General features: G+C 63.5%; 21 protein-coding genes and 2 pseudogenes. 15 read left to right on the top strand and 8 right to left on the bottom strand.

Translation table 11 applies throughout. The features are described 5' to 3' along the window. Positions 1–73: 73 nt before the first annotated feature. Entirely contained in the window at positions 74–2110 is a 2037-nt protein-coding gene (locus AC1DSF_RS28065) for a ParB/RepB/Spo0J family partition protein (protein ID WP_478183862.1), read from the top strand. Positions 2111–2700: 590 nt separating this feature from the next. Continuing rightward, positions 2701–3022, top strand: a pseudogene (locus AC1DSF_RS28060) (transposase); the annotation flags it as partial. Between the two features lie 138 nt (positions 3023–3160). Here the strand turns inward: AC1DSF_RS28060 and AC1DSF_RS28055 are convergent. From AC1DSF_RS28055 to AC1DSF_RS28030, 6 genes and pseudogenes are all read right to left on the bottom strand, one after another. Continuing rightward, positions 3161–3519: pseudogene (locus AC1DSF_RS28055) on the bottom strand (transposase); the annotation flags it as partial. A 417-nt stretch (positions 3520–3936) separates the two neighbouring features. Beyond that, a complete protein-coding gene (locus AC1DSF_RS28050) occupies positions 3937–5622 on the bottom strand; it encodes an FAD-dependent oxidoreductase (RefSeq protein WP_478183861.1) in 1686 nt (561 codons plus the stop codon). Between the two features lie 9 nt (positions 5623–5631). Beyond that, positions 5632–6741 (bottom strand): acyl-CoA dehydrogenase family protein, encoded by a 1110-nt coding sequence (locus AC1DSF_RS28045; RefSeq protein ID WP_478183860.1) that lies wholly within the window; start codon positions 6739–6741, stop codon positions 5632–5634. A 46-nt stretch (positions 6742–6787) separates the two neighbouring features. Next, positions 6788–7972, bottom strand: a complete 1185-nt coding sequence (locus AC1DSF_RS28040; protein WP_478183859.1) for an acyl-CoA dehydrogenase family protein — start codon at positions 7970–7972, stop codon at positions 6788–6790. After that, positions 7969–9171 (bottom strand): CaiB/BaiF CoA transferase family protein, encoded by a 1203-nt coding sequence (locus AC1DSF_RS28035; protein ID WP_478183858.1) that lies wholly within the window; start codon positions 9169–9171, stop codon positions 7969–7971. Before AC1DSF_RS28035 ends, AC1DSF_RS28040 begins: the two co-directional genes overlap by 4 nt. Positions 9172–9188: 17 nt before the next feature. Continuing rightward, entirely contained in the window at positions 9189–10070 is an 882-nt protein-coding gene (locus AC1DSF_RS28030; RefSeq protein ID WP_478183857.1) for a crotonase/enoyl-CoA hydratase family protein, read from the bottom strand. 357 nt (positions 10071–10427) lie between these two features. On the opposite strand from AC1DSF_RS28030, the gene AC1DSF_RS28025 reads away from it, so the two are divergent. From AC1DSF_RS28025 to AC1DSF_RS27995, 7 genes are all read left to right on the top strand, one after another. Then, positions 10428–11255, top strand: a complete 828-nt coding sequence (locus AC1DSF_RS28025) for a Bug family tripartite tricarboxylate transporter substrate binding protein (protein ID WP_478183856.1) — start codon at positions 10428–10430, stop codon at positions 11253–11255. Positions 11256–11756: 501 nt separating this feature from the next. Further along, entirely contained in the window at positions 11757–11879 is a 123-nt protein-coding gene (locus tag AC1DSF_RS28020) for a hypothetical protein (RefSeq protein ID WP_478183855.1), read from the top strand. Positions 11880–12136: 257 nt separating this feature from the next. Continuing rightward, complete coding sequence (locus AC1DSF_RS28015) at positions 12137–13255, top strand: NAD(P)-dependent alcohol dehydrogenase (RefSeq protein ID WP_478183854.1); 1119 nt, start codon at positions 12137–12139, stop codon at positions 13253–13255. Then, a complete protein-coding gene (locus AC1DSF_RS28010) occupies positions 13252–14214 on the top strand; it encodes a PDR/VanB family oxidoreductase (RefSeq protein WP_478183853.1) in 963 nt (320 codons plus the stop codon). Before AC1DSF_RS28015 ends, AC1DSF_RS28010 begins: the two co-directional genes overlap by 4 nt. A gap of 36 nt (positions 14215–14250) precedes the next feature. Further along, positions 14251–15513 carry a cytochrome P450 gene (locus tag AC1DSF_RS28005; RefSeq protein ID WP_478183852.1) on the top strand — a complete coding sequence of 421 codons (1263 nt, stop codon included), beginning with the start codon at positions 14251–14253 and terminating at the stop codon, positions 15511–15513. Then, the gene (locus AC1DSF_RS28000) at positions 15510–16964 is read left to right on the top strand and encodes an NAD-dependent succinate-semialdehyde dehydrogenase (protein WP_478183851.1); all 1455 of its coding nucleotides are present in this window, start codon (positions 15510–15512) and stop codon (positions 16962–16964) included. The genes AC1DSF_RS28005 and AC1DSF_RS28000 overlap by 4 nt, the downstream gene beginning before the upstream one ends. Positions 16965–17024: 60 nt before the next feature. Continuing rightward, complete coding sequence (locus AC1DSF_RS27995) at positions 17025–18008, top strand: Bug family tripartite tricarboxylate transporter substrate binding protein (protein ID WP_478183850.1); 984 nt, start codon at positions 17025–17027, stop codon at positions 18006–18008. Between the two features lie 3 nt (positions 18009–18011). Here the strand turns inward: AC1DSF_RS27995 and AC1DSF_RS27990 are convergent, their stop codons facing one another. Both AC1DSF_RS27990 and AC1DSF_RS27985 read right to left on the bottom strand, forming a co-directional pair. Continuing rightward, positions 18012–18941 carry a LysR family transcriptional regulator gene (locus tag AC1DSF_RS27990; RefSeq protein WP_478183849.1) on the bottom strand — a complete coding sequence of 310 codons (930 nt, stop codon included), beginning with the start codon at positions 18939–18941 and terminating at the stop codon, positions 18012–18014. Positions 18942–19782: 841 nt separating this feature from the next. Beyond that, a complete protein-coding gene (locus tag AC1DSF_RS27985) occupies positions 19783–20103 on the bottom strand; it encodes a 2Fe-2S iron-sulfur cluster-binding protein (protein ID WP_478183848.1) in 321 nt (106 codons plus the stop codon). Between the two features lie 259 nt (positions 20104–20362). Between AC1DSF_RS27985 and AC1DSF_RS27980 the strand changes: the two genes are divergently transcribed. From AC1DSF_RS27980 to AC1DSF_RS27955, 6 genes are read left to right on the top strand one after another with little or no spacing between them, the layout of a single operon-like run. Next, positions 20363–21568, top strand: a complete 1206-nt coding sequence (locus AC1DSF_RS27980; protein ID WP_478183847.1) for an aromatic ring-hydroxylating oxygenase subunit alpha — start codon at positions 20363–20365, stop codon at positions 21566–21568. 2 nt (positions 21569–21570) lie between these two features. After that, the gene (locus AC1DSF_RS27975; protein ID WP_478183873.1) at positions 21571–22056 is read left to right on the top strand and encodes an aromatic-ring-hydroxylating dioxygenase subunit beta; all 486 of its coding nucleotides are present in this window, start codon (positions 21571–21573) and stop codon (positions 22054–22056) included. A 41-nt stretch (positions 22057–22097) separates the two neighbouring features. Then, entirely contained in the window at positions 22098–22937 is an 840-nt protein-coding gene (locus tag AC1DSF_RS27970; protein ID WP_174545047.1) for an enoyl-CoA hydratase/isomerase family protein, read from the top strand. Beyond that, positions 22934–23662: an SDR family NAD(P)-dependent oxidoreductase gene (locus AC1DSF_RS27965; protein WP_478183846.1), complete on the top strand. Its 729-nt coding sequence runs from the start codon at positions 22934–22936 to the stop codon at positions 23660–23662. Before AC1DSF_RS27970 ends, AC1DSF_RS27965 begins: the two co-directional genes overlap by 4 nt. Next, the gene (locus AC1DSF_RS27960) at positions 23659–24597 is read left to right on the top strand and encodes an alpha/beta hydrolase (protein WP_478183845.1); all 939 of its coding nucleotides are present in this window, start codon (positions 23659–23661) and stop codon (positions 24595–24597) included. The genes AC1DSF_RS27965 and AC1DSF_RS27960 overlap by 4 nt, the downstream gene beginning before the upstream one ends. 2 nt (positions 24598–24599) lie before the next feature. After that, positions 24600–26075, top strand: a complete 1476-nt coding sequence (locus AC1DSF_RS27955; RefSeq protein WP_478183844.1) for a hydroxymethylglutaryl-CoA synthase family protein — start codon at positions 24600–24602, stop codon at positions 26073–26075. Positions 26076–26078 lie beyond the last annotated feature (3 nt).

Here is a 26078-nt window from a genome sequence, read left to right as displayed (position 1 = left end):
TCAGCCCGGAGGGGCGCGCAGTCCCTCCATCCATTCCCCATTTTCTTCATCTTGTTCCGATGGGAGCTACACCATGAACACCGCTACCTTTCAAGAAACCCACACCATCGCCACGGGCGGCGCTGCCGCCGCCTTCGCGGCCTCGCAGGAACTGCTGCTGATTCCGCTGCCCAGGCTGCGGCCTTCGAGCCGCAACGTGCGCAAGAGCGGCGGCAGGTCGATTCCCGAACTGGCCGCGAGCATCGCGCGCGTCGGCCTGCTGCATAACCTCACCGTGGTGGCCGCGCCCGATGGCGAGCACTACGACGTGGTGGCCGGGCGGCGGCGTCTGGCCGCGTTGAAGCTGCTGGTTAAGCGTCGCAAGCTGGCGAAGAACCACGGGGTGCATTGCCTGTTGGTGCTTGATGATGCAGCCCGCACTGTCAGCCTCACCGAGAACGTGCAGCGCGAGGCCATGTCGCCCATCGAGGAGTTGTTCGCGTGGAAGGACCTCGTGGCCGAAGGCCGGCCAGTGGAAGATATCGCCGCCGATTTCGGCGTCACGCCTCTCGTGGTGCAGCGGCGGCTCAAGCTCGCCAACGTCTCGCCCCGTTTGCTGGCGGACTTTGAAACGCAGGCCGTGACGCTGGAGCAGTTGATGGCGCTCGCCATCACCGACGATCACGCGGCGCAGGAAGCCGCGTTCTACGAATCGCCGCAATGGCAGCGCAGTCCGGAGGCGCTGCGCGATCATCTGACGAGCGACGAGATCGACGCGAGCCGCGATGCGGTGGCACGTTTCGTCGGGGTGGAGGCCTACGAGCAGGCGGGCGGTGGGGTTCGCCGCGACCTGTTCGCGGACGACCGGAACGGCATCTTCCTGACGGATGGCGCGCTGTTGGATGCGCTGGCGCGGAACAAGCTCGCGCCGATGGCCGAGCAGGTGCGGGCCGAAGGGTGGGCCTGGGTGGATGCCGTCCCACGTGCCACGTCATCCGACCTGTATCAGTTCCAACGGGCGCGCAGCACGCGCCGCGAACCCAGCAAGCCCGAAGCCAAGCGCATCGCCAAGCTGGAAGCCCGGCAGTCGACGTTGCAGGAGCGGCTGGACGATGAAAACGAGGACATGACCGACGAACAGGCGCAGGCGCGGCACGACGAGATGGACGAGTTGGGCAACGAACTGGAGGCCGTCGAACGCCAGCTGATCGAGTACCCGCCCGCCGTGGTGGCGCTGGCCGGTGCCGTGGTGTCGGTCGATCCCATGGGCGGCGTGGTCGTGCATCGCGGCCTGCTGCGCGAGGAACAGGCCAAGGCGTTGCGGGAACAGGCGCGGCAGGAGGAGGGCGCGACATGCAGCGGCCCGGACGCGGGTGCGGATGATCCGGCCAAGCCCGGCATCTCGGAGAAGCTGGCGAAGCGCCTCAGCGCGCACCGCACGGCGGCCTTGCAGGCCGAGGTGGCGCGGCATCCGCATGTCGCGCTGGCGGCATTGGTGCATCGCCTCGCGCTGCGCGTGATCGTGGACAGCTATGGCTCGGGCGGTTCGCGGGTCGACATCACCGCCACGCCGCAGGATGGGCTCGGGCAGCATGCGCTGGACATTGGGGATGCACCGGCGGCGGTGGGCATGCGCAAGGTTCGGGATGCGTGGGCCGACCGCCTGCCCGGCGACCCGGATGCGTTGTTTGCCGAACTGCTGGCCTTCCCGCAGCAGGAACTGTTGTCGCTGCTGGCGGTGTGCGTAGCCTCCACGGTCAGCGCGCTGGCCTCGCACGAGGAGGAAGTTCCCGCCGCTGCGCTCGCGCAGGCGGTGGACCTCGACATGCACGACTGGTGGACGCCGACCGCCGCAGGCTACTTCGAGCATGTCTCGAAAGCCAAGGCTCTGGAAGCGGTGCTGGCGTTCGCGCCGGATCATGTCAATCGGCTTGGCAAGCTCAAGAAGGCCGAGATCGCGAGCGAGGCCGAACGGCTGGCGGCGGGTACGGGCTGGCTGCCCGTGATGTTCCGAGGGCAGGAGGTTGCTGCCGACATGCAGGCCGCGCCGGAGGGCAAGGCCGAGACCGATGCCGAGTCCAGCTGCGGTGCCGAGGCAGAAGACCGCGAGGGTATGCACGCTGTCGCGTGAGCATGGCGCCCCGTCCTGCAGGCGGGGGCTTTTTTGAATCGACGCGACGCGCGCGGCAAGTGTGCCGCGCGCGTTTTCACATCCAACGGCTGCGCCGCCGACATCTCACAAAGTGAGCCCCCGTCGAAGGACGGGCGCAGGGCTGCGACAGGCCTTGCTGCGCTGGGTTCCGAAATGCGACGCCGTCCTCGACGCTGGCGGGCACAGACCTCCTGAACAGGGGCGGTGTCATCGACGGGCCGTCTGCCATGCTGACCTTCTTCCACGCCGCCAATGCCGATCTTGTGTGCCGCCGCCATGCGGCGGTGTGCTCTTTCTTGGCTTCGCTGGTCAGTCGGCCTCGCATTCGGCCGCAGCCGAATCCGCTCCGGGAGGCCGTCTCGTCGGCCTATTGCCAGGCTCATGCGTCCCTTGCGAGGACAGGTCCACGCCCACGGCCTTGTATGTGTCGCGAATCCTGGCCAGACGTTCGTTGCAGTCAGGCGCTTGGCTTGTCCACATCTCCTCACAAGCGTCTGAATCCGTTTTGAACGGCCTGAGGTGAATCGCCCCGGTTTTGAGGAGGCTCAACACTCTGAGAGGATTGAGCCATGAGCAAGTCGAACAAGTTCTCGCCCGAGGTGCGTGAGCGCGCGGTGAGGATGGTGCAGGAGCACCGTGGGGAGTGCCCGTCGTTGTGGGCGGCCATAAGTCCATCGCACCGAAGATTGGATGCGTGCCGCAGACGATGCACGAGTGGGTCAAGCGCGTGGAGGTCGATACCGACGCACGCGAGGGCGTCACGAGCGGCGACGCCCAGCGCATGAAGGAACTGGAGCGCGAGAATAAGGAGCTGCGCCGGGCCAACTAGATACTGAAGCTGGCCAGCGCGTTTTTCGCCCAGGCGGAGCTCGACGGCCGGCTCAAGTCCTGAAGGCCCGGGAAGTGCGGGCGCAGCATCTCGTGAATGCGCCGATAGCCGAAGCGCCGACGTGCATGTGCGATCTCGACGATCTTGCTGCTGAGCTCTTGCGTCATGGCATCGGCCTCGGTTGGATTGCGATGGCTGTAGCGGGAGAGCCCCACAAGCCTGCAGGCGCGTCGTTCGCTCAGATCGCATTCCCCAATCATGATGGCGACGGCCGCACGCTTGGCTTGCGGTGCTATCGCTTTACCCCGAAGGCCGTGCTCAGCGCGTGGATGTCCAGGTGCGCTTCTGCCAGCAGCTTCATGAATTTGTTGTTCTCGGCCTCGAGCTCACGCAGGCGCCTGGCATCGGGCACGTCCATCCCGCCGTATTTGGCGCGCCATTTGTAGAAGGTCGCATCGCTGAAACCGCCCTTGCGGCACAGATCTTTGATCGGCAAGCCGGACTCAGCTTGCTTGATGAAACCGATGATCTGCTCCTCGATGTATCTGCTCTTTCTCATGTCCGTCATTCTCCAAGTTGATGGACTTAACTGCCATTACACTGATACGGCCGGGAGGGGGCAGGTCAAAGCATCTGGACACTCTGGACCAGATCGGCCACCAATGAAGAGCGTGTTGCTGGACAAGTCTCAATCTTTTCACGGGCCATGACGCGCTTTAGATCCAGCTATGCTGCAGCCCGCTCGTTTTGGGCAGCTGGGGGACTTAGCTCACAGTCAAGCGAGATGGCGCACGGAGATCGACATCGCGATCTGCAGTCTGGACTCCCTGGAGCTCTGTACCCCGGTCGACCAGACGTTCACGAACGACAGTGCCTTGGCTTCAGGAGGTTCATCGCCTTCCTGCCCACTCCGAAAAACGTTCGCCGGAGCGAACCACGATTGTTGAGTGAGCGTCGATAGCGCAACTTCCCGCTGTCATTCGGAATCTGCAATCCAGCGAGCGGTCAGCCAGCCAAAAGTCATGATCGGTCCGAGAGTGATGCCGGCGCCAGGATAACTGCCACCCATCACACTGGCGCGGTCGTTGCCCACCGCATAAAGGCCGGCGACAGGCGTGCCGTCCTGGTCCAGCACGCGGCCGTGGATGTCAGTTGTCAACCCGTCGAACGTGCCGAGATCGCCCATGACGACCTTGACCGCGTAGAACGGGCCCTGGCGAATCGGCGCAACGCAGGGGTTCGGCCGCTGCTCGGGATCTGCGAGGTAGCGATTGAAGGCAGTCGTGCCGCGGCCAAATTGCGTGTCATCGCCGTATTGCGCGCCCCGGTTGTAGTTCTCCACGGTGCGCTCAAGGCCGGCCGGGTCGATTCCTGCCGAAGCGCCTAGTGCGGCCAGCGTGCTGCCCTTATGCAGGTAGCCCTTGCGAATCAATGTTGAGAGCGGCATCGGCATCGGTTTCGCATACCCAAGGCCGTACTTCGAGATGGCTGTCTGATCACACACCAGCCACATCGCGGTTTCCGTACCGTTGGCGCAGGCCGCGATCATTGCCTCGCCTACGTCGTGGTACGAATTCGACTCGTTGGTGAAGCGTTGCCCGTTGCGCAGCACGCCGATGACGCCGGGCTTGTAGCGGTCAAGCAGGTGCGGGAAGGCGCCAAAACCACCGCCGCGTAGAGGCACCTTCGATGTTGGCATCCAGGCCGCGGCGTTCGGCAGGAGGGCGCGGAACCGGCCGCCCACGGATTCGGCGAGCGCAATGCCATCGCCTCTGTTCTCCTTCGGCACCGGCGAGAAGTGCTCGCCGCCCCGCTTGAGATGCGGATACAAAGCCAGCGTACGTTTCTCATCGTGTGCGAAGCCACCGCAACCGACTATGACTGCCTTGCGCGCCCTCACACGAACTGTTTCACCATCCCTGCGAACATCGGCGCCGACGACCCGACCACCCTCCGTTATGAGGGCGAGCGCAGGCGTGGACGTCCAAATCGGCACACCCGCATCGAGCACTGAGCGGGCCAGCCGCGCGGCAAGCGCGTTGCCGCTCGTGGCTTCCACGCCGCGTCCGTGTAATACCAGGTCCTTGAAGTGCCGCAGCAGGCGGCGCGCCACGTACAGCGCTGAGCGCACCGAGCGCGTCGCGCGAAAGAAATGCTTCAGCTCCGTGTTGGAGGAGTTGAACATCATGCCCATGAAGGTCATGGTGGCGAGCGGTGGCCGCAGCCGCGCCATGTCTCGGCCTAAGCCACAGATTTTGTAAGGCGCCGCCAAGATGGAGCGGCCAATGTCCGCCCCGCCGGGAAACTCTGGGTGGTAGTCCGGGTATAGCGTGGGGATGAACTGCACGGCGGTCTCGCGCTCGAGAAACTCGACCATCTTCGGCCCGGCGTCCAGAAAAGCATCCATCATCTTTGGGTCGAAGTGGGCCCCGGCTTCGCGTTGCATGTAGCGGCGCACTTCATCCGACGAATCGGGCTTCTGCGCATGGCGCGTACCCGGAATCCAGAGCACGCCGCCCGACAATGCCGTGGTGCCGCCGAACCACCGTGACTTCTCCACCACCAAGACGTCCAGCCCGAGTTTGCTTGCGGTAATCGCAGCCGTCATGCCTCCAGCGCCCGCGCCCACAACTAGCACGTCATGGGTGAATTCGGTGTTCATGGTCGCTCCTTAGTAACCAATGATGCGAGCCAGGCGACGTGCATGGAAGCGATGGTCGCCCATCAATTCGTCGAGTACCCGGACCCGCTTCATGAACAGGCCGATGTCCAGTTCGTCGGTGATGCCCATGCCGCCGTGCATCTGCACGGCCTCTTGCACCGCCAGTGTCGCGACGGAGCCAGACTTCGACTTGGCCACCGAAACATGCAGGTTCGCACGAGGATCTCTTGCATCCAGGGCCTGCGCTGCCTTCAGCACCGCGGCGCGCGTCACCTGGACCTGCGCGAAAATCCGCGAGATCCGGTGCTGCAGCGCCTGGAACTCGCCGATGCGTCGACCGAACTGCGACCGCTCTTTGAGGAAGGCAACCGTGCGCTGGTAAACCTCGTCGGCGATGCCGAGCAACTCCGCGGCAACACCTACGCGGGCCGCATCGAGCACTTGCTCTAGAAGGCCCCAGGCTTGCCCGAGTTCGCCAAGCGCGGCCGACATCGGCACACGGACGTCGGTAAAGCGGACCCGGGCAGCATTATGCGCATCGACCATGACCGTGCGCTCGACATCCACACCCGCCGTGTTCTTCTCGACCAGCACGAGCCCGAGGCCCTGCGTGCCAAAACCCTGGCCTTCCATGCGCACGACGACGATGAAATGGTTCGCGACGTGCCCGTCTACGACGAAGGTCTTGGCGCCGTTCAGTACAAGCTCACCTCCTTCGATGCGCGCGATAAGGGCCACTTGCTCCGGTGCGTGTTTGCCGCGTTCTTCCAGCGCCAGTGCCACGATAGACTGACCGGTGCCAATCGGCGGGAGCAGCACCTGTTGTTGTGCTGGCGTGCCCGCCAGACCGAGCGCCGTCGCTCCTGCAATTGCTGTCGACCAGAACGGCGACGGCGTGAGATTGCGCCCGATCTCTTCCATTACAACGGCGGTTTCCACATGGCCCAGCGCCATACCGCCAAAGCCCTCGGGCAAGAGGGTCGCAGCGAACCCCATCAGACCGAACTCGCGCCACAACGCCAGCGACAAGCCGTCAGGGTGATGGCTGTCGCGAAGTTGCCGCAGATGTGTTACAGGCGCCTCCTGCCCCAGGAACTCGCGAATGCTCTCATGCAGCATCGATTGCTGCTCGTCCAGTACAAGTGCCATTTTTCTCTTCGATTCTTTACGTGCCCGGCAGGTCCAGCACGCGTTTGGCCAGGATGTTCAGTTGAACCTCGCTGGTGCCGCCTTCGATGGAGTTACCTTTGGCGCGCAGCCAGGCGCGCGCGTCCTCACCTTGGTGCGTGCGGTCGCTTTCCCATTCGATCAAGTCGGAACCACCGGCTGCCATAAGCAATTCGGTGCGGCGCTGATTCAACTCCGCATACGTCAGTTTCAGAAGCGACGCCCATCCGCCACCGCCCTGGCCGGCGGCCGCGAGGTCCCCCCGCCGCTCGGCCGCGGCCGCGAAGGCCCAAAGGTCGACCTCGTAGCGGGCGATCTCCTCGCGCAGGCTCTGCTCAGCCAACTCGCCCGCCTCAAGGCCGAGCCAGTCGGCCGCGCGCAGTCCGAGCGAGCGTTCGGATGAGAAATTGCGCGTTGTCGCCACCGACTCCCGCTCGTGTGAGAGCAGCAGCTTGGACAAACCCCAACCTTCGTTAAGGTTGCCGAGCAGGTTGTCCTTGGGCACCTCCACCTCGTCGAAGAAGGTCTCGCAGAACGACGACTTCCCCGAAATAAGATCGATGGTGCGGACTTGGATGCCCGGCGTGTTCATGTCCACCAGCAAGAAGCTAATGCCTTTGTGCTTGGGTGCGGACGCGTCGGTGCGCACCAACATGAAGATCCAGTCCGACTTGTCGGCGTGGCTGGTCCAGATCTTCTGGCCATTCACGATGAATCGATCGCCCTTGTCTTCGGCACGCGTCTGCAGCGACGCGAGGTCGGAGCCGGCGTTCGGTTCTGAATAGCCTTGGCACCAGCGCACTTCGCCGCGCGCAATACGAGGCAAGTGTTCGCTCTTTTGCGCCTCTGTGCCAACCTTGAGGATCAGAGGTGCGAGCATGGCCAGACCCTGGTTGATTCGTTCGATCGGCGGCCGGCATTGAAGCGCGTCCATCTCTTCGCGCAGTACTTTCGCCTCTTCATAGTCGAGCCCGCCGCCACCGTACTCGCGGGGCCACGTGGGCGCTGTCCAGCCGCGATCAGCCATTCTCTCGAGCCAGATGCGCTGCGCCTCGGAATGAAACACCCATTTGCGCCCACCCCAGCAGCGCTCCTCTTCGACGACCGGCTTGCGCATCTGCGGAGGGCAGTTAGCCTCGAGCCAGTGGCGGGTCTCCCGCCTAAACTTCGCCAGGTCGCTCACGACACTGCCTCCGTGGGCAGTGTCGCGTTGGCCGCTTCGCCGAGCCATTCAGCAAGAACTTCTTGAGTGTGCTGCCCCACATTGGGCATTGGGCTGCGGATCGTCAGCGGAGTTTCCGACAGGCGAATGGTCACGCCCTGCATTGTCACTTTGCCCGAGACCGGGTCATCGATCTCGACGATCTGCCCGCGGTGGCGCAATTGGGGGTTGTTCGCGACCTCAGGAATGGTGGCAACCTTGCCGCAGGGCACTTCCTGAGAGCGCAGCGCAGCGACCACATCTTCTGCGTGCAGGGAGCGTGCCCACTCCTGCACCACGGACTCGCTGAGGTCCCAGTTGTCGCGCCGTGCGGTCACGCTTGAGAAACGCGGGTCGGTCAGCATGCCGGGCTGCCGCATGGCGCGCGCGAGCCGCGGGAAATAATCCTCGCCCCCGCACACGATGTAGACCCAGGCGTCATCCGACGTACGGTAGACATTGGTCGGCGCGGAATAGCGGTCGCGATTGCCTCGCCGTGTCATGGCGTTGCCTAGCTGGTGGTACTCCGGCAGCGCCGACATCAGCAGCGAAGACGCAGCGTCCAGCAATGAAATGTCGACCAACTGACCGCGACCGTTGCGGTCACGAGCGCGCAGCGCGGCCAGCGCGCCCATCACGGCGTACATGCCCGAGGTGTAGTCGCACAAGTACGTGCCACACACGGTGGGCGGCCCGTCGGGCGCACCGTTGAGATCCATTAATCCGCCCAACGCTTGCGCGATGCCGTCGAAGGCAGGCGACTGCGCCCACGGTCCGTCTTGCCCGAAGCCCGAGATGCGCACCATCACCAACCGAGGATTGAGTTCGTGAATCTGCTCCCACCCAAGGCCCATCTCTTCCATGGTGCCCGGACGAAAGTTTTCGACTAGCACGTCAGCGCGCTCGATCAGCGCCCGCAGGGTCTGCAGGCCGGCCTCGCTGCGCAGGTCCAGCGCCACGCCCTTCTTGTTGCGGTTGAACACCAGCGAGTAGGCACTGCGCCCGCCGATCTGCGGTTGGTAGCCCCGGGCCGGGTCGCCACGTCCGGGCTTTTCGATCTTGAGCACCTCGGCTCCCATGTCACCGAGAACCATGGCGCAGTACGGGCCGGCGATGAAGCGCGAAAGATCGAGGACGCGGATGCCGTCGAGTGCTCCGACTGAGGAAAGTTGACTGTTCATGTGTATGAAGATGGCGGTTACCAAGTCGGAGTGACGATGCCGGTGCCAAAGGGCTCGTCACGCTTGCGGAAGGCGCCCTTGAAGCCAAGTTCCCTGACGTCATCGTCAAAGTCGCGCTTTGCACGCGTCAGATGGGCACGGGCATCCATCTCGGCTGCCAGCCGCTGCATGACACTGGCGCCGCCGACCTCGAGCGCCAGGTTGACGATGCGCTTGTTGCAGGCAAGCAGTTCCGGGTCGAGTGAGGCCATCCCCTTAACCAGACGGTCGACCTCGGCGTCGAGTTCAGCGGCCGGTGCCGACGCGAGGATGAGACCGATCTTTGCGGCGTCCTTGCCAAGCACCACGTCGCCGGTCAGCAAAAAGCGTTTGGCCCATTGCGGACCGACGTTGTAGATCCACATGTGGTTGGGCGGCGACCCCATGGCACGCGTCGCGGGAAAACCGATGCGCGCGTCGTCGGCGGCCACCAGCAGGTCGCAATAAAGGGCCAAGTCGGTACCACCGGCCACGCAGTTGCCGTGGATCTTGGCGACTACGGGTTTGTGGATGTCGAACGGCGTGCGCAGCATCTCAGCGTAGCGCTCGAGCTTCCACGCGTCGTCGTCGAACGAGCCGATGCCTGTGCGGTAAGGGCTTTCGCCCACGCCAGCCTCATCGGCGTAGCGCGCGTAGGAAGCCTTCATGTCGTAACCGGCGCAAAAGTCTTTGCCCGCGCCTTCAACCACAATCACGCTGACTGAGCGGAGGTCATCTGCTTCTAGCAGAGCGTTGCGGTATTCCAGTAAGAGGTCAAACGACAGGGCGTTGCGGCGATCTGGATTGTTGAGACGCACGGTCGCGACGCGATTTTGCACGGAAAGCAAGACGAAATCGCTCGACTTGATCCACTTGGTCATTGGTGTGGTCCTGCTCGTTGTTGTAGGGTTGCCGACTGTAGGTTTTGAGCCTGCACAGTTCCAGCCCGCTCACCCAATAGCAGCTATTAGGAATGCCAATACCACGGACCCTCTATTGGCAGAACTGATGTGGCGTATTGGGCGGCCAGCGTTGCGCGCCGCACGCCAGCCGGCACACACTCATCCTCCTATTTTTAAAAGATTAGGAGACACCCATTGATTCAGAAGCGACAACTGCTTATCGCGGCCTCGGCACTGGCGACCGCATGCTCTGCGCCCACTTGGGCCCAACAGGCCTGGCCTTCCCGCCCAATTGAACTCATCCTTCCGGCGTCGCCCGGTGGCTTTCTCGACAACATGGCACGCACGGTCGGCAACGAGCTGCAACAGTCGCTGGGCACGCCCATCGTGATACGCAATGAGTCGGCCGGCGCCGGGGTGGTGGCCAGCAGCATCGTGGCCTCAGCTAAGCCCGATGGCTACACCATCGGCTGGGTGCAAGGCAGCCAGCTGACCATGATTCCGCACTTTGTGAAGGTGGCGTTCACGATCGACAACTTCGCGCCGGTCACGCTGCTCTACAGCGGTCCGATGCTGCTGTCGGTCGGCAAGGAGGTACCCGCTCGCAACCTCAAGGAACTGAGCGACTACGTGCGCAAGGACGGCCGTCCGTTCCCCGTGGGCGTGAGCGCCATGGGCGGGCTGGCCCACCTGACCGCAGAGCTCTTCAGCGCTGCCTCGGGCGTTCCTACACAGTCGGTGGCGTACCGCGGCGAGGCCCCGATCATCTTGGATCTGCGCGGCGGCAATGTGCCTGCGGCCGTCACCACCTACAACGCCGTTGCCCAGCATGCGGAGACGGGCACGATCCGAATCCTCGCGGTCACTTCCAAAAAACGGCTGGCTGCTTTGCCCAACGTGCCCACCTTCAAGGAGGCGGGCTACCCGGAAGTGGTAACGACGTTCTGGCACGGTATCGTCGCGCCCGCCGGCACGCCGCGACCGATCGTTGACAAACTGAATCAGGCGTTCGCCAAGGCCATGGCGAGCGAGGCGCTCAAGAAGATGCTGACATCGGACCTGCTGCTCGTGAATTCCACGCCGGAGGCCTTCGGCGAGGCCATCCGCAGCGACTACAGGCGCTGGGGCGAACTGATTAATCAGCGCGGGATCCGCCAGCAATGAGCATGCGCCTCGAGACTATGCTTTCGAGGAAGTTCGGCATCCAGCTACCGATCATCCAGCACGGCATGCAATTGGCGGGACGGCCGCGTTGCTAGCGCGCTCTCCAATGCCGACGGGCTCGGAGTGCGCACGGCGCTGACGCAGGATAGACCTCCGAACGGGTGCATTCAGTGTGGCACGCGCACTCTCTAAAGAAGGTGATGGCGCGGACGCGGTGTCATCGATGGCTTCGAATGCGATGGCCATCCGGACGAGGGCGATGTGGGCGGGCCTGTTGTGACCGCATTGGCGGCCTGCGACCTGTAGATCCCGGTCATCGCCTCGGGCGGAATAGCGGACGGGAGAGGCATCGCTGCCGCTTGTCGCTTGTCGCTCGGCGCTCGGCGCTCGGCGCGAAGCGCGTCGACATGGGCACACATTGCTGTTCAACAGCGCAAGGCGCCGATGCAGCACGCCATCAAGAAGTAGCTTGCGAGCGCGGGTGAGGCGGACACGCGACTCATGCGGTGTTCCTTGCGCGACCGTGGACGGGTGATGCTCAACGAGACCTCGGCAGCCGTGCTGGCGATCGAACGTAGCTCGGGCGGCACTGCCAGCGCCAATGCTGATGCCGGCCGTTTGTGAGCCGCCCAGCGCGTCGGGCTAATCGGCAACATTCCCACCTGCGCCGAATTTCTTGATCGCATGGCGGCGAATGCCTGACTACGTTGTGTGAAGCCTCATCGCTGTTCAAGCGCGGCGGCGGGGCCAAGCGAGTGTTATTTGTCCGCGCAATAGTCGTTATTACCGCCGTTTCCTGTTCATTGCAACGACGGCTCTATAGAGTCCGCTCCCACGAGACAGGGAGAAATTCCTCCTGAACCCACAAATCAAAAGTGCCAATGCAGGTCCTAGCCGCCGTGTGTGCCGAGCCTCGTGCTCCCTTCGAAATTCTTCCGCTCGAACTGTCTGAGCCTGCCCTGGGTGAGGTGCTGGTGAAGCTTGTAGCGACCGGTCTGTGTCACACCGACATCGCAGTGCGCGACGGCGAGATGCCCATGCCGATGCCGGCCGTGCTGGGCCACGAAGGCGCGGGAATCGTCGTGGGTGGCGCGAAGTCGCCGCACCTTGCACCCGGCACCCATGTCGTCATGTCGTTCGCTCACTGTGGCGAGTGCCGTGCGTGCCTTTCGGGTCAGCCGTCCAGTTGCGACGACTTCCTCAAGCGCAACTTCACCGGCAGTCGTCCCGATGGCAGTTGCTGCCATACGCATTCAGCCGGTAGGGTGCACGGCTCGTTCTTCGGCCAGTCTTCATTCGCGACGCACGCGCTGGTGGAGGAACGTCACCTGGTTCCCGTGCCTGCCGACCTGCCGCTGGCGCTGCTTGGTCCGCTCGGTTGCGGTCTCATGGCCGGCGCAGGTGCCGTGATGAACTGGATGGGGCCGCGACAGGGCGACAGCTTCGTGGTCTTTGGGCTCGGCGCCGTCGGCATGGCGGCCCTTATGGCTGCGCGGATTGAGGGCTGCAACCCCCTGATCGCTGTGGATGTGCAGCCGTCGCGCTTGGCATTGGCACGCGAACTCGGCGCAACGCACACGATCGATGCGCGCGAAGGCAACGTGACCGAGCAGGTGAGGGCTCTCACTTGCAGTCGCGGCGCCGACTACATGGTCGAGGCAATTGGCAACCCCGGCTTGCTGAACGGTTGTTTCGAGGCGCTGCGCTCACGTGGCACGGCCGCTCTTCTCGGCGCGCCGCGCGCCGGTCAGCACGCTTCAATCAGTTCGACGCTGCTGATGCGCGGGCTGACCATCAAATCGGTGGTTGAAGGCGACGCGGTCCCGCGCGTCTTCATACCGCGGCTGATCGACCTGCATCGACGCGGCCATTTTCCTTTTGAGAAGCTAATCCGCTTTTTTCCTTTCTCGCAGATCAATGCCGCCGCCGCGGCGATGGAGAGCGGCGAAGTGATCAAGCCGGTCCTCACGTTCAACGGCACACCAGGACCCGCCGCATGAACGCGAAAGTGACTATTGAGGTCCGCGTGATGGCCCGCCACGACCTGCCGGGCGGCGTGGCACGGCTCGTGTTGGCGAGCAAAGATTCAACCCTGCCCGCCGCCGCAGCCGGCGCACACGTCGACGTGCACCTGCCCAACGGCCTAGTGCGGCAATACTCATTGTGTGGCCGGCCCTGGGACACCGATGCCTACGAACTCGCTGTGCTGCGCGAGCCGGCTTCGCGCGGCGGATCCGCCTGGTTATGGGACCACGCCCGCGTGGGCACCACGCTCGCGCTTGGCGCGCCGAGAAACCTGTTCGCGCTGGTCGGTGAAGCCCCGGGAGCGCTGCTCCTCGGGGGTGGCATCGGCATCACGCCGATCCTCGCGATGGCCCAAGAACTTCATCGGAAAGGCACTCCGTTCCGCCTGCACTACCGGTGTCGCTCGCGTGCGGTCGCCGCATTCTCGGAAGAACTGGCCGCAGCGCCTTTCGCCGCGTCTGTTGCTTTGCACTTCGACGACGAACCGGGCGACCTGGCGGATCTGGCCGCGGTGTTTGCGCACGGCGACCGGCAGCATCACGTTTACGTATGCGGCCCGGCTGGTTTCATGGCAGCCGCCGAAACTGCCGCACTGCAGGCTGGCTGGGCGCCGACGCATCTGCACCACGAATTCTTCTCGCCTGCCGAAGTGGATGAGGATGCCAACGACACGTTCGAAGTCCAACTCTCGAGCTCCGGCCGGGTATTCCACATCCCAGCCAACCGCAGCATCGCCAGCGTGCTCATAGACGAGGGCCTACCGGTGCTGTTGTCGTGCGAACAGGGCATCTGCGGCACCTGCAGCACCCTCGTTGTCGACGGCATTCCCGACCACCGCGATAGCTACCTGACCGACGAAGAACACGCGCGCAACGATACGGTGCTGATCTGCTGTTCCAGAGCCCGGTCGCCCCGCCTGGTGCTGGACCTTTGAAAACTCGCGCCAGACGCCGTAACACGAAAGAACACCTTGACCGCCACCATCAACGACAACCTTCTCGCGAGCCATTCCATCTTTGCGCTGGATCCGGCCGCGCAGGCCGTCTTCGCGCCGGTTCGAGCCAGCGATCCGCTGCACTACACCACCGCCGAGAGTTTCCCGCCTTTCTGGGCCGTGACTAAACACAGCGACATCATCGAGATCGGTAAGCACCCCGAAATCTTCATCAATGCGCCGATGTCGTTCATGCTCTCGAACGCAGACCTCGCGACGATGATTTCGGAGACGCAGGGCAAGAACTACATCCGTGCGCTCACGCACATGGACGCACCCGATCACCGGCTCTACCGCGCGATTACACAGAGCTGGTTCATGCCGGCGAACCTCAAGCGTATGGAGGCAACCATCAACGCAGTGGTGGGCGAGATGCTGGACCGCATGGAGGCGGCTGGGGGAGAGTGCGACTTCGCCAACGACATTGCGCCTTGGCTTCCGCTCAAGGTGATCATGTGTCTGTTGGGCGCACCGGAGGTGGACCATCCGCACCTGCTAGCTCTCACGCAGGCGCTACTCGCGCCACAGGACCCGGTGCACATACGCGAGGAAAGAAAGGACCAGCTCTCGGTGCGGGGCCAAGTGTTCAAGGACTTTTATGACTATTTTCGCAGCATCGTGGACGAGCGCCGCAAGGCCCCCACTGACGACCTCGCCTCGGCGATCGCCAACATGAGGATCAACGGCGAGCCAGCGCCCGAACTCGAGACACTGTCCTACTTCCTGACGCTTGCTACCGCAGGCCACGACACGACCTCTGCGACTCTGGCCGGCGGCCTGCTCGAACTGGTCCGCAATCCGGACCAGATGTCCCTGCTGCGCGAGAGGCCCGAACTCGCCAGCAGCGCAGCTGAAGAAATGTTTCGCTGGGTCAGCCCCATCAAGCATTTCGTGCGCACGGCTTGCGCGGACACCCAGCTGCGCGGCAAGGCGATCAACAGCGGCGATCGCATGATGCTCTGTTATCCCTCGGCGAATCGCGACGAGGAAGCATTCGACCGGCCGGAACTGTTCCGCATCGACCGCGCGCCAAATCGGCATCTGGGCTTTGGGTCCGGCGTGCATTCCTGCCTCGGCCAGCATCTCGCTCGCTTCGAGGTGCGCACGTTCTTCCGCGAGTTCGTGCGCCGCGTGGAGCAGATCGAGCTTGCTGGTCATTTCGAGTACGTCCACAGCAACCGCGCGTCAGGCCCGAAGCTGATGCCGGTCCACTACACATTCAGGCGAGACACAAAATGAGCGCTACGTTGCATACCTACCCCGCAGCCGCGCTGCTTATCGATGGTGAGTGGATTCCTGCCGGTAAACGCGAATGCCTCCAGGTGCATAACCCCGCCACCGGCGAGCGGCTCGGGGAAGTTCCGGTCGCCACTCTCAACGACATCGACGCCGCGGTGAATGCGGCGCAACGGGCTTTCGCGCCGTGGAGCCGGCGTACCGCGCTTGAACGCTCGGGCATTCTGCGACGCATCGGAGAACTGGTTCGCATGAACATCGACCGGTTGAGCGTCGTTCTCACTCTGGAACAGGGCAAGACCCTCCGGGAGTCGGTTGGCGAACTCACTGCCACAGCAGATACGTTCGACTGGATGGCCGAAGAGGGAAAACGTGTCTATGGACGCATCGTGCCCTCTCGCTTCGCGGGTCTTGAGCAGTTCGTAGTCTACGAGCCGGTGGGAGTGGTGGCTGCCCTGTCGCCCTGGAACTATCCCGCGGCGCTGGGTGCGCGCAAGGTCGCGACAGCCCTGGCCGCCGGATGCACCGTCGTGCTCAAGCCCGCTGAGGAAACACCCGGCATCTGGGTGGCTCTCGCAGAACTGTGTATCGAGGCCGGACTTCCCAAAGGGGTGCTCAACATGCTTTACGGCAAACCGGCCGAGATCTCGGAACGCCTGCTCTCGAGCCCGCAGGTCAAGAAGCTGTCTTTTACGGGCTCGGTGCCGGTGGGCCTTCTACTTGCACAGAAGGCAGCCGCCACGCTCAAAAGATTGACCCTCGAACTCGGCGGACACTCGCCAGTGTTCGTGTGCGAAGACACGAATGTCCAGCGAGTGGCGGAACTAGCGGTCGCCTCTAAGTTCCGAAACGCCGGGCAGATCTGCCATTCGCCCACGCGCTTCTTCGTCCACCGCAAGGTACACGCCGCGTTCGCCGACGCATTCGCGAGTGGCGCTGGTGCCCTCAAGGTTGGCAATGGCCTTGACGCTGACGTGCAGATGGGGCCGCTTGCCAATCGTAGGCGGCAGACGGCGATGGAATCGCTGGTCGGGGATGCTGAGCAATCCGGCGCCCGCGTGCTGGTAGGCGGGCGGCGTGGTGACGAGAACGGCAACTTCTGGTTGCCAACGGTCGTCGATAGCCCAAGCCCCTCGGCCCGGATCCTGAGCGAGGAGCCGTTCGGGCCGCTGGCCGTGCTTATTCCCTACGACGACATTGAGGAGGCCGTAGTTCGCGCAAATGCAGTGGAGTACGGCCTCGGCTCCTTCGCCTTCACCGCCTCGCTCGCGACTGCGCAGTTCTTGCAGAGCCATGTCAAGGCCGGTTCCGTCAGCATCAACACCTTCGCGATCACGCCACCCGAAGTTCCATTCGGCGGCATCAAATTGAGCGGGTACGGCAGTGAGATGGGCTCCGAAGGGCTGCTCGAGCACTTCAATGTCAAGACCGTCATCCGCGCCACTGCACCCTGAGCGCGGGGCCAGGTAACCCTTCTTCGGCATGACTTCAACATTCACAGAGAGACAAAAACTATGCAACGCAGACAAGCAATTGCCAGTTTGGCGGCCTTCGGTTCGGCCACAGTATTTTCAGGAGCGGCCCGTGCGCAAACGTGGCAGCCCCAGGGCCCGATCCGGATCATCGTGCCGATCGCGGCCGGCGGCGTCACCGACGCGATGGCACGCACCCTCGCGGACGAACTCAAGGTGCAGCTGGGCACGCCGGTGCTTGTGGACAACCGCCCAGGCGGCAATTTCGGCATCGGCTATCAAGCGCTCAAAGCGGCCAAGCCTGATGGGCAGACCCTCGCATTCATTTTCGCGAGCGCGATGACCAGTATGCAATTGCTCTATAAGAATCTGTCATACAAGCCATCGGATTTTCAGCCGATCACGACGCTTTCGAAGATCCATTTCGTACTGGCCGTGCCCAAGAATTCGCCTTACAACACGCTGGCTGAATACGTGTCCGGCGTTAGAACGCAAAACTCCCATGCATTGGTTGGCGTTTCGGCGGTCGGGGGCGCGCCCCACCTCCTGATGGAAGAACTGGGCGCAAGCGCCAAATTCGGGATTCAACCCATCGTCTACCGCGGCGAGGCACCGGCCGTCCAGGAACTCGTGGGTGGCCAGCTGCAAGCCTTCTGCGGTGCCTACGCGAGTGTTGCGGAGTTCGTGAAGACCAACGCGGTCAAAGTGCTGGCCATCTCTTCGGAGAATCGCATTCCCGAAGCTGCCGCGGTGCCCACGTTCCGAGAACAAGGCTATCCCTCTGCTGTGGTCGATTTTTGGTTCGCGCTTGCCGCGCCCGCAGGCACGCCACGCAACATCGTCGACACCTTGCATAAGGCAGTCGTAAAGTCAGCCGATTCGCCTGCGTTCCAGGCGCGCCTGAAGGCACAGCCGGATCAGCACTTGACGCTGTGCACGCCTGAGGAGTACGACGCGCTGGTCCAGCGGGAGACTGAGATGTGGAAGAAGATCATCACTGCACGCAAGATCTCGGTCGAGTCCTGACGTCTACGTGCGAGCCGGCTCAAGCAGCCGGCTTTTGGGGCCCATGATGTCAGCCATAAGCCGGCGCAGCCATTGGCCGGCCGGGTCGAGGTGACAGCGCTCGTGCCAGTGCATCTTCACAAGGTACCCCGGCAACTTCACCGGGTGCTCGTACAGCTTTATCGCACCTCCCGCGGCCAGGAACAGGCCGACGGGCCGTGGCACCGTCGCGATCATTTCCGAGTTGCCAACCAGTCGGTCCAAGCCAATCAGGTGAGGAACCTCGAGCTGGATGCGCCGCTTGAACTTCAGAGCTGCGAGCGTTTCTTCCGCAAGGCTCAGGCCCGAACCGCTGGCTGTGACGACGATGTGAGGTTCTGACTTGAACAGTTCCAGCGTCAGCGCCTTGCGTATCCGAGGATGGTGGACGCTTGCGATGCACACGTAGTCTCGCATCAGCAAGCGTTGCTGAAAGAGACCTTGACCGATGTTCGGAACATAGCCGACCAGCAGATCGATGTCACCTAGCCCCAGTTGACTCAGAGTTTCCTCATTGATTGGCAAGACGTTGAGGGAAACGTGAGGTGCCTGCTGTTTCAGCCGTTCAAGCAGCACAGGCAACACAACCATCTGCGTGATGTCGGTAATGCAGAGCCGGAAGTTTCGGTCCGACGTAGAAGGCTCGAAAGTTTGCTTCTTTTCCAGCGCCTGCTTCAACAGGTCGATGGCGCCCCGGAACGGGTAGATCAATTGATTGGCATAAGGAGTTGGGTCCATGCCACGTGAGGTCCGCACAAACAGCGGGTCGTCGAAGTGCGCTCTCAACTTGTTGAGCCCGAGGCTTAAGCTGGGCTGGCTTATTCCAAGACGCTCGGCCGCCTTCGAGACGCTTCGACCGCGGTACACCTCATCGAACATGAGAAGCAAGCGAACATTGATGTCAAACGGGTCCATAGAAGGGCAGTTGTACTATTGAATTCCAAGACGTTGCTTGGTTTGATAAATAGGGAGAACTAATAATCCTACATGTTGCCGCAAAGCATAGCGTCCACTGCGAAAACCGCTTTCTCGATACGCAAAGTTGCGTAAAGGGATGGATGGTCGCTCTGTAGTGGTGACCAGCCGGCAAGGCGACAAGCATCATGGGATGCATCGCTGAATCGCCGCAACGCTACATCTGACTTGCATTTCGCCGCTGCGAGAACCATCTCGGATGGCGTGTCTCGCTAGCTAAGCTAGGCCGGCGCGGCACTCAACAGTTGCGATCGGCGGCAACACGTATGTCAGCCACCCAAGCAGGGGTTCGGCGGCCTTCCAAGGGGCGACGATCTAGGAGATTGGGTGCCCTTGGCAAGCGATGCCTCGTGTCAGTGGTGACCACGGACGCTCGCCGGTAGACGGACGCAGTCCCCTGGCGCTTTAGCCTTCATCGGACCCGCACGGGCTCTACGAAACTGCTGCGTCATGCAAGGCGAGCCATAGCTGCCTCGGCTATCGCGGTGCACGGGTTTGGGCGCGGGCATTTAGAGTCGCGCTGCGAAGGCTTTTGCACGGGGCGCTCGCCTGCGCCAGTTGGCAGTTCCCGCTGCGGGTCACTGACAGCACCTTGCAAAGCACCCTGACAGCGTCGCGATAGTTCTCGGCCCAAGCGCACTTCAATGCGGAGGCATGCCATCGCTTTTCCAAGGATTTCCACACCCGAACTCGGGTCAGCAGATTCCCGGGCGGCCGGATGCGGCCGCTGTGCCGAAGAATTGCGGCGCCATCTTCAGAGTTGTTGAGACGACGCGTCCGCTCACACCTGCTCGTTCGGCAATTGAACGACGATGCCGTCCAAGCCCGCCTGCATTTTGATCTGGCAACACAGGCGGCTGTTCTCGCGTGGATCCGGGACGCCTTCGAGCATGAAGGCCTCGGTTTCCGATCTCCCGGGCAACTGAGAAATCCACCGCTCGTCTACATAGGCGTGACAGGTCGCGCAACTGCAGGAGCCTCCGCAGTCGCCAAGGATGCCTGGCACGCCGTTGTCCACAGCAATCTGCATCAAGGTGCGCTCGGAGGGGCCTGTCACCTGATGCGTAGTGCCGTCGTGCTCGATGAATGTCACTTTGAACATGTGGTATTTCTAGTTCGCATGGATTGATTGAGGTCCGCACACGCGGTTAATCGTCGGCCAAATCAGATACCCCAAAGAGTTGACATAGACCGTCCGGTCGGACTATTATCGGGCCAACGACACCCCATCGCAATACCTTTGAGTGTTCATCAACACTCTTCCTGAAGGTGACAACATGAGTACTTGTGCCCCCGTGATTCCTATAGTTCACGCTACGTCCGAGCCACGTGCTTGGGATGAGTTGATCCGAGAGAACGCTGTGCATGGCTCTCTCTATACGGACCCCGCCATCTTTGAAGAAGAACTGCGCAAGATCTGGTTTCGCACCTGGGTCTACGTTGGCCATGAGAGCGAAGTGCCCCAGCCCAACGACTACGTGATGAAGTCGATCGGCCCCGAGCCGATCCTCATGACCCGCGATCGCGAAGGACGCATCCATCTCCTGCACAACCGTTGCCCTCACCGCGGCAATCGGGTGTGCATGACCGAGAAGGGCTCGGCGCGTTCGTTCACATGTCCCTACCATGGCTGGACATTCACGAATGACGGGGCGCTGCGTGGCTATCCGTTCCCGTCTGGTTACGAGGGCGTCGATCGCTCAGAACTCGGGCTTGGCAAGGTGGCGCGAGTCGCCTCCTACAAAGGCTTCGTCTTCGGCTCCATGGCGCAGGAGGGCCCGTCGCTGGAGGAGCACCTGGGCGCAGCGATGCAGGCCATCGATGCGTTGTGCCTGACCTCACCTGAGGGTGAGGTGCAGGTCACGGCGGGATTCTTGAAGCACAAGGTCAAGTCCAACTGGAAGTTCTTGGTCGAGAACGAGACCGATGGGTATCACCCGTCGTTCGTGCACGCCTCGATCTTCGAAGTCGCGAAAAGCGGCATCGGCTCGCTGTACAGCAGCGATTCGACGGCGGTGTCCCGCTACTTCGGTCAAGGACATTCCGAGAACGACCTGCGGCCGGAGTTTCGCAAACGCGACATTCCGATGAGCTGGTTCAACACCACCGCTGAGCGCCTGCCCGAGTACACGCGCAGCATGGAAGCCGCCTACGGTGTTGAGCAGGCCCGCAAGATCATGATCGACGGTACGCCGCACATCATGATCTATCCGAATCTCTTCATCGCAGAGATCCAACTCTTCGTGATTCAGCCGCTGGCGTTCGACGAGTCCGTGCAGCACGTCACCGCGTTGCAGTTCAAGGGCGCGCCTGACTTGAACAGGCGCATGCGCCAGCAGACCATGGGATCCGTCGGTCCCGCGGGCTTTTTGCTGGCGGACGATGCGGAAATGTACGAACGCACACAACTCGGCGTTCAGGCCAAAAGCCCCGAATGGCTGTACCTGGGCCGCGGCAAGCACCGCGAACGCACAGACGAGAACGGTTACCTGATCGGCGATGCCACGGACGAGACGCCGACGCGCGGTATCTGGCGTCACTACCGATCGCTCATGGAGGCGGCGTGAACATGAATGTCGACGACCTGTTGCTTCACCATGAGGTGTCGCAGTTCATCTATCAAGAAGCGCGCCTGCAGGACAACCACGAGTACGACGCCTGGGAGGCTCTGTGGACCGACGACGGCATCTACTGGATACCGGCCAACGGCGACGGCGGGGACCCGGAACAGGAGATGTCCATCATCTATGACAACCGTTCGCGCATCACGCTGCGCGTGCGCCAGTTCCACACGGGCAAGCGCCATAGCCAGTCGCCTCGCTCGCCGCTGCGACGGGTGATTTCCAACGTGGAGATTCTCGAGAACGACGGTACCAATTTGGTGGTGACTGCGAACGCGATCGTGTTCGAGGCTCATGCGCGCGGCGACACGATCTGGGGCTCGCGCAACGAATACAGGTTGCGGCGGGAAGGCGACACGTTGCGCATGGCCGGCAAGAAGGTGGTGCTGACCAACAACGGGCGTGCCATCTACTCGATGGCCTTCTTGATCTAGATCCGAGGTTCAACCCCACGCCGCGAGGCAGGAGAAAAAGAATGACTGTAGACAAGCGAAGCGACGACACCGCGATCGAGGTGCTGGTGGGCAAAGGACCGGTGCGGCTGGAACTGCATGCCGATGGCGTGGCCCACGTGCGGCTGAACCGGCCCGAGGCCTCGAACGGTCTGGACATGGAGGTGCTCAAGGCGCTGCACGAGGTGCTGATGCAGGTGCACGGCGATGGTCGTGTCCGCGTTGTGCTGATCACGGGCGAGGGGAAGAACTTCTGCGCCGGGGGTGACGTCCACACCTTCCTATCAAAGGGCGAGGCGTTGCCCGACTACATCCGCATGGCGACTTCCTACTTGCAACTGGTGGTGTCACTGCTGATGCGGCTCAACGCGCCGGTCATCTGCGCCGTGCAGGGCTTTGCAGCCGGCGGCGGTGGCATGGGGCTGGTGTGTTCGTCCGACGTGGTCGTGGCAGGCGAATCGAGCCGCTTCATGGCGGGCGCCATCCGCGTGGCGATGGTGCCCGACGCCGGGGTAACCGTGACGCTCACGCACCTGGTGGGCTTTCGCAAGGCAATGGACATTGTGCTGTTCAATCCGGTCATCGAGGCCGCGGAGGCGTTGCGCATAGGGCTGATCTCGCGCGTGGTACCCGATGCGTCACTGGCAGATGACGCGCTGTCGCTCGCGCGCCAACTTGCGAGCGGCCCACCGGCCGCGCTTGCGGCAACCAAGCGCTTGCTGTGGAATGGGCTTGGACTCAGCGCCGAGGCCGCGATGCCCGAGGAGAACCGCACGCAGGCGCAACTGGCGGGCATGAAGGACGCACTCGAAGGCCTTGCCGCGGTGATCGAGAAGCGCGCGCCGCACTTCACCGGGCAATGAGCACGATGCACAGCGTGTTCCTCACCGGCGGCGCCAAGGGCATCGGCGCTGCTATTGCGCGGCGGCTGGCGGCCGACGGCGCGCGTGTGATCATTGCCGACCTGGACATCGCGAGCGCGCAGGCTCTGGCTGCTGAGATCGGGGCCATCGCAGTCCAACTTGACGTGGCGGACCTTGAGCGTGTGCAGCGCACGGTGCTCGACACCGGGCCGCATCAGGTCCTGGTGAACAACGCGGGCATCGACCAGCATGCCTACTTCACCAAGACCGCAATCGCCGACTGGCGCCGGCTGCTGGCCGTCAATCTCGAATCGGTGTTCGCCACCACGCACGCGGCCTTGCCCGCGATGCAGGCGGCGGGCTTCGGCCGCATCGTCAATATCGCCTCGGAGGCCGGCCGCATGGGTTCGCGCGGCGCGGCGGTGTATGCCGCGGCCAAAGGCGGCGTGATCGCCTTCACGCGTTCCATCGCGCGCGAGAACGGCCGCAAGGGCATCACTGCCAACGTGATCGCGCCGGGGCCGATCGACACGCCGCTGCTGCGCGAAGCCGTGGCCGCTGGAGGCGACAAGCTGCTGGACGCCATGAAGGGCGCCACGCTGGCGGGCCGGCTCGGCACGCCCGAAGAAGTAGCCGCCGCGGTCGCCTTCCTGGCCTCCGACGCTGCGGCATTCATCACCGGCGAGACCTTGGGTGTTTCCGGCGGCATGGGGTGCGGCCAATGAGCGAGCGCAGGATCACCGCTTCCGACGAACAGCTCGACGGCGTCATCCGCCGCGTGCTGTCGGTCTACCGAAGCTGGGGCCGCAACACCACGGTGGCGCAGATGCGCGCCGATTGGGACGCGCTCTTCGGCGGCCAGCCCGTGGAGGCTGCGGTGCAGCCTGTGACCATCGACGGCCTAAACGCAGAGTGGATCGCCGCAGCAGAGGCGAATCCACAGCGCGTGGTGCTCTACTTTCATGGCGGCGGCTTCCAGGTCGGGTCGGTGCATTCGCACCGCGAGCTGATGGCGGGAATTTCCGAAGCCACGGGCTGCCGCGTACTGGGCTTGGACTACCGGCTCGCGCCCGAGCATCGACATCCGGCGGCGCTCGATGACGCCTGCGCCGCCTACGACTGGCTGATTGCACAGGGCACGCAGCCCGCCGACATCGTCTTCGCAGGTGACTCTGCGGGTGGCAGTCTTGTGCTGACTGCATTGATCAAGCTGCGCGACGCAGGCCGCGCACTGCCCACGGGCGCGGTGTTGATGTCCGCCTGGACCGACATGACGGCCTCGGGCGAGAGCTACGTCTCGCGAGCCCAGAACGACCCGATCCACCAGCGCCCAATGATCCTCGCCATGGCTCGCAATGCCCTCGGCGCCGAGGGCGATCCCCGGCATCCGTGGGTGTCGCCGCTGTTCGCCGAACTGCACGGACTGCCGCCACTGCTGATCCAGGTCGGCGACCGCGAGACGGTGCGCAGCGACTCGGTCGACTTCGCCGCGAAGGCGAAGGCGGCCGGCGTCGATGTGCGTCTGGAGGTGTGGGACCGAATGATCCACGTCTTCCAGCAATTCCCTGATGACCTGCCCGAAGCGCGCGACGCCCGGCGCGCCATTGGCGCCTTCGTTCGAAGCCTTTTTTCAAACCCTTCCATCACGAGAAAGTCCTGACCATGTTCGGAATCGTCGGATACGGCGGCTACGTGCCCCGCCTGCGGCTTGTTCGCCGCGCGGCGGCCGAGGCCAACGCCTGGTACGCCCCTCAGTTCGTCCACGCTGCCAAGGGCACCCGTGCCTTTGCCAACTGGGACGAAGACAGCATCACGATGGCGGTGGCCGCGGCGCGCGACTGCCTCGGCACTGCGGACGACCGCTCGCGCATCGCCAGCGTGCTGCTGGCGTCGGGCACGCTGCCCTTTGCCGAGCGGCTGAACGCCGGCGTGGTGTGCGAAGCGCTCACCCTGCGCGACGACGTGCAGGCGGCCGATGTCACTGGCTCGCAGCGCGCGGGCCTGTCGGCACTGGCGCAGGCCGTGGCGCAGGTGCGCAGCGGCGGCGGCGATGTGCTGGTGCTGGCATCGGACAACCGCAAGACGCGCGCAGCCAGTTCGCAGGAACTGGACTTCGGCGATGGCGCCGCCGCGCTCCAGGTGGGCCGCGACAAGGTGCTGGCCGAGTACCTGGGCGCTGGCACGGTCACGGTCGATTTCGTCGACCATTTCCGCGCCGCGGGAGAAGACATCGACTACGCTTGGGAAGAGCGCTGGGTGCGCGACGAGGGCATCACCAAGCTGGTGCCGCGGGCCGTGAAGGCCGCGCTGGCCGAGGCGAAGATCGAGGCCGCTCAGATCGACCACTTCATCTTCCCGACCACCTTCCAGAAGATGGACCAGCAACTGGCCAAGGCCTGCGGCGTGCGCGCCGAGGCGGTGGTCGATTCGCTGGCTTCGCGCGTGGGCGACACCGGCCTGCCGCACGGCATGCTGCTACTGGCCCATGTGCTTGAGCGCGCCGTGCCCGGCCAGCTCATCCTTTTGGCCCAGTTCGGCAGCGGGGCGCAGGCGATGGTGTTCCGAGTCACCGACGAGGTGCACAACTTCCGCCCGGCCAAGGGCGTGAGCGAGTGGATCCGCCGCGGCGTCGAAGAAGCGGCGTATACGCGCTTCCTGTCCTTCAAGGAGCAGCTGGACCTCGAGCGCGGCATGCGCGGCGAGCAGGACCGCAAGACCGCACTGTCCACCGCCTACCGCCATCGAGGCGCGATCCTGGGGCTGGTCGCCGGCCGTTGCGAGGTGACCGGCGGCGTGCACTTCCCGCCGTCGCGCATCTCGTACGACCAGGGCAAGCCGCTGCAGGACACGCAGAAGCCCTACAAGCTGGCCGAGCGCCGTGGCACCGTGCTTAGCTGGTCGGCGGAGTTCCTGTCGTTCCACCGCTCGCCGCCGCACCGCTACGGCCAAGTCGACTTCGACGGCGGTGGCCGCGTGCTGATGGAGTTCACCGACACCGGCGACGGCGAGATCGACGCCGGCAGCGCGGTCGAGATGACGTTTCGCATCAAGGACATCGACGACCGCCGCGGCTACACCCGCTATTTCTGGAAAGCCACCCCGGTGCGCGCCGCCGCACCGGAAAAAGGATCGGAGTAAATC

This window comes from Variovorax sp. 01N429 (assembly GCF_056399425.1).
The sequence above is the reverse complement of the archived record's forward strand: the minus strand, read 5'-3'. Positions and strand labels throughout refer to the sequence as shown.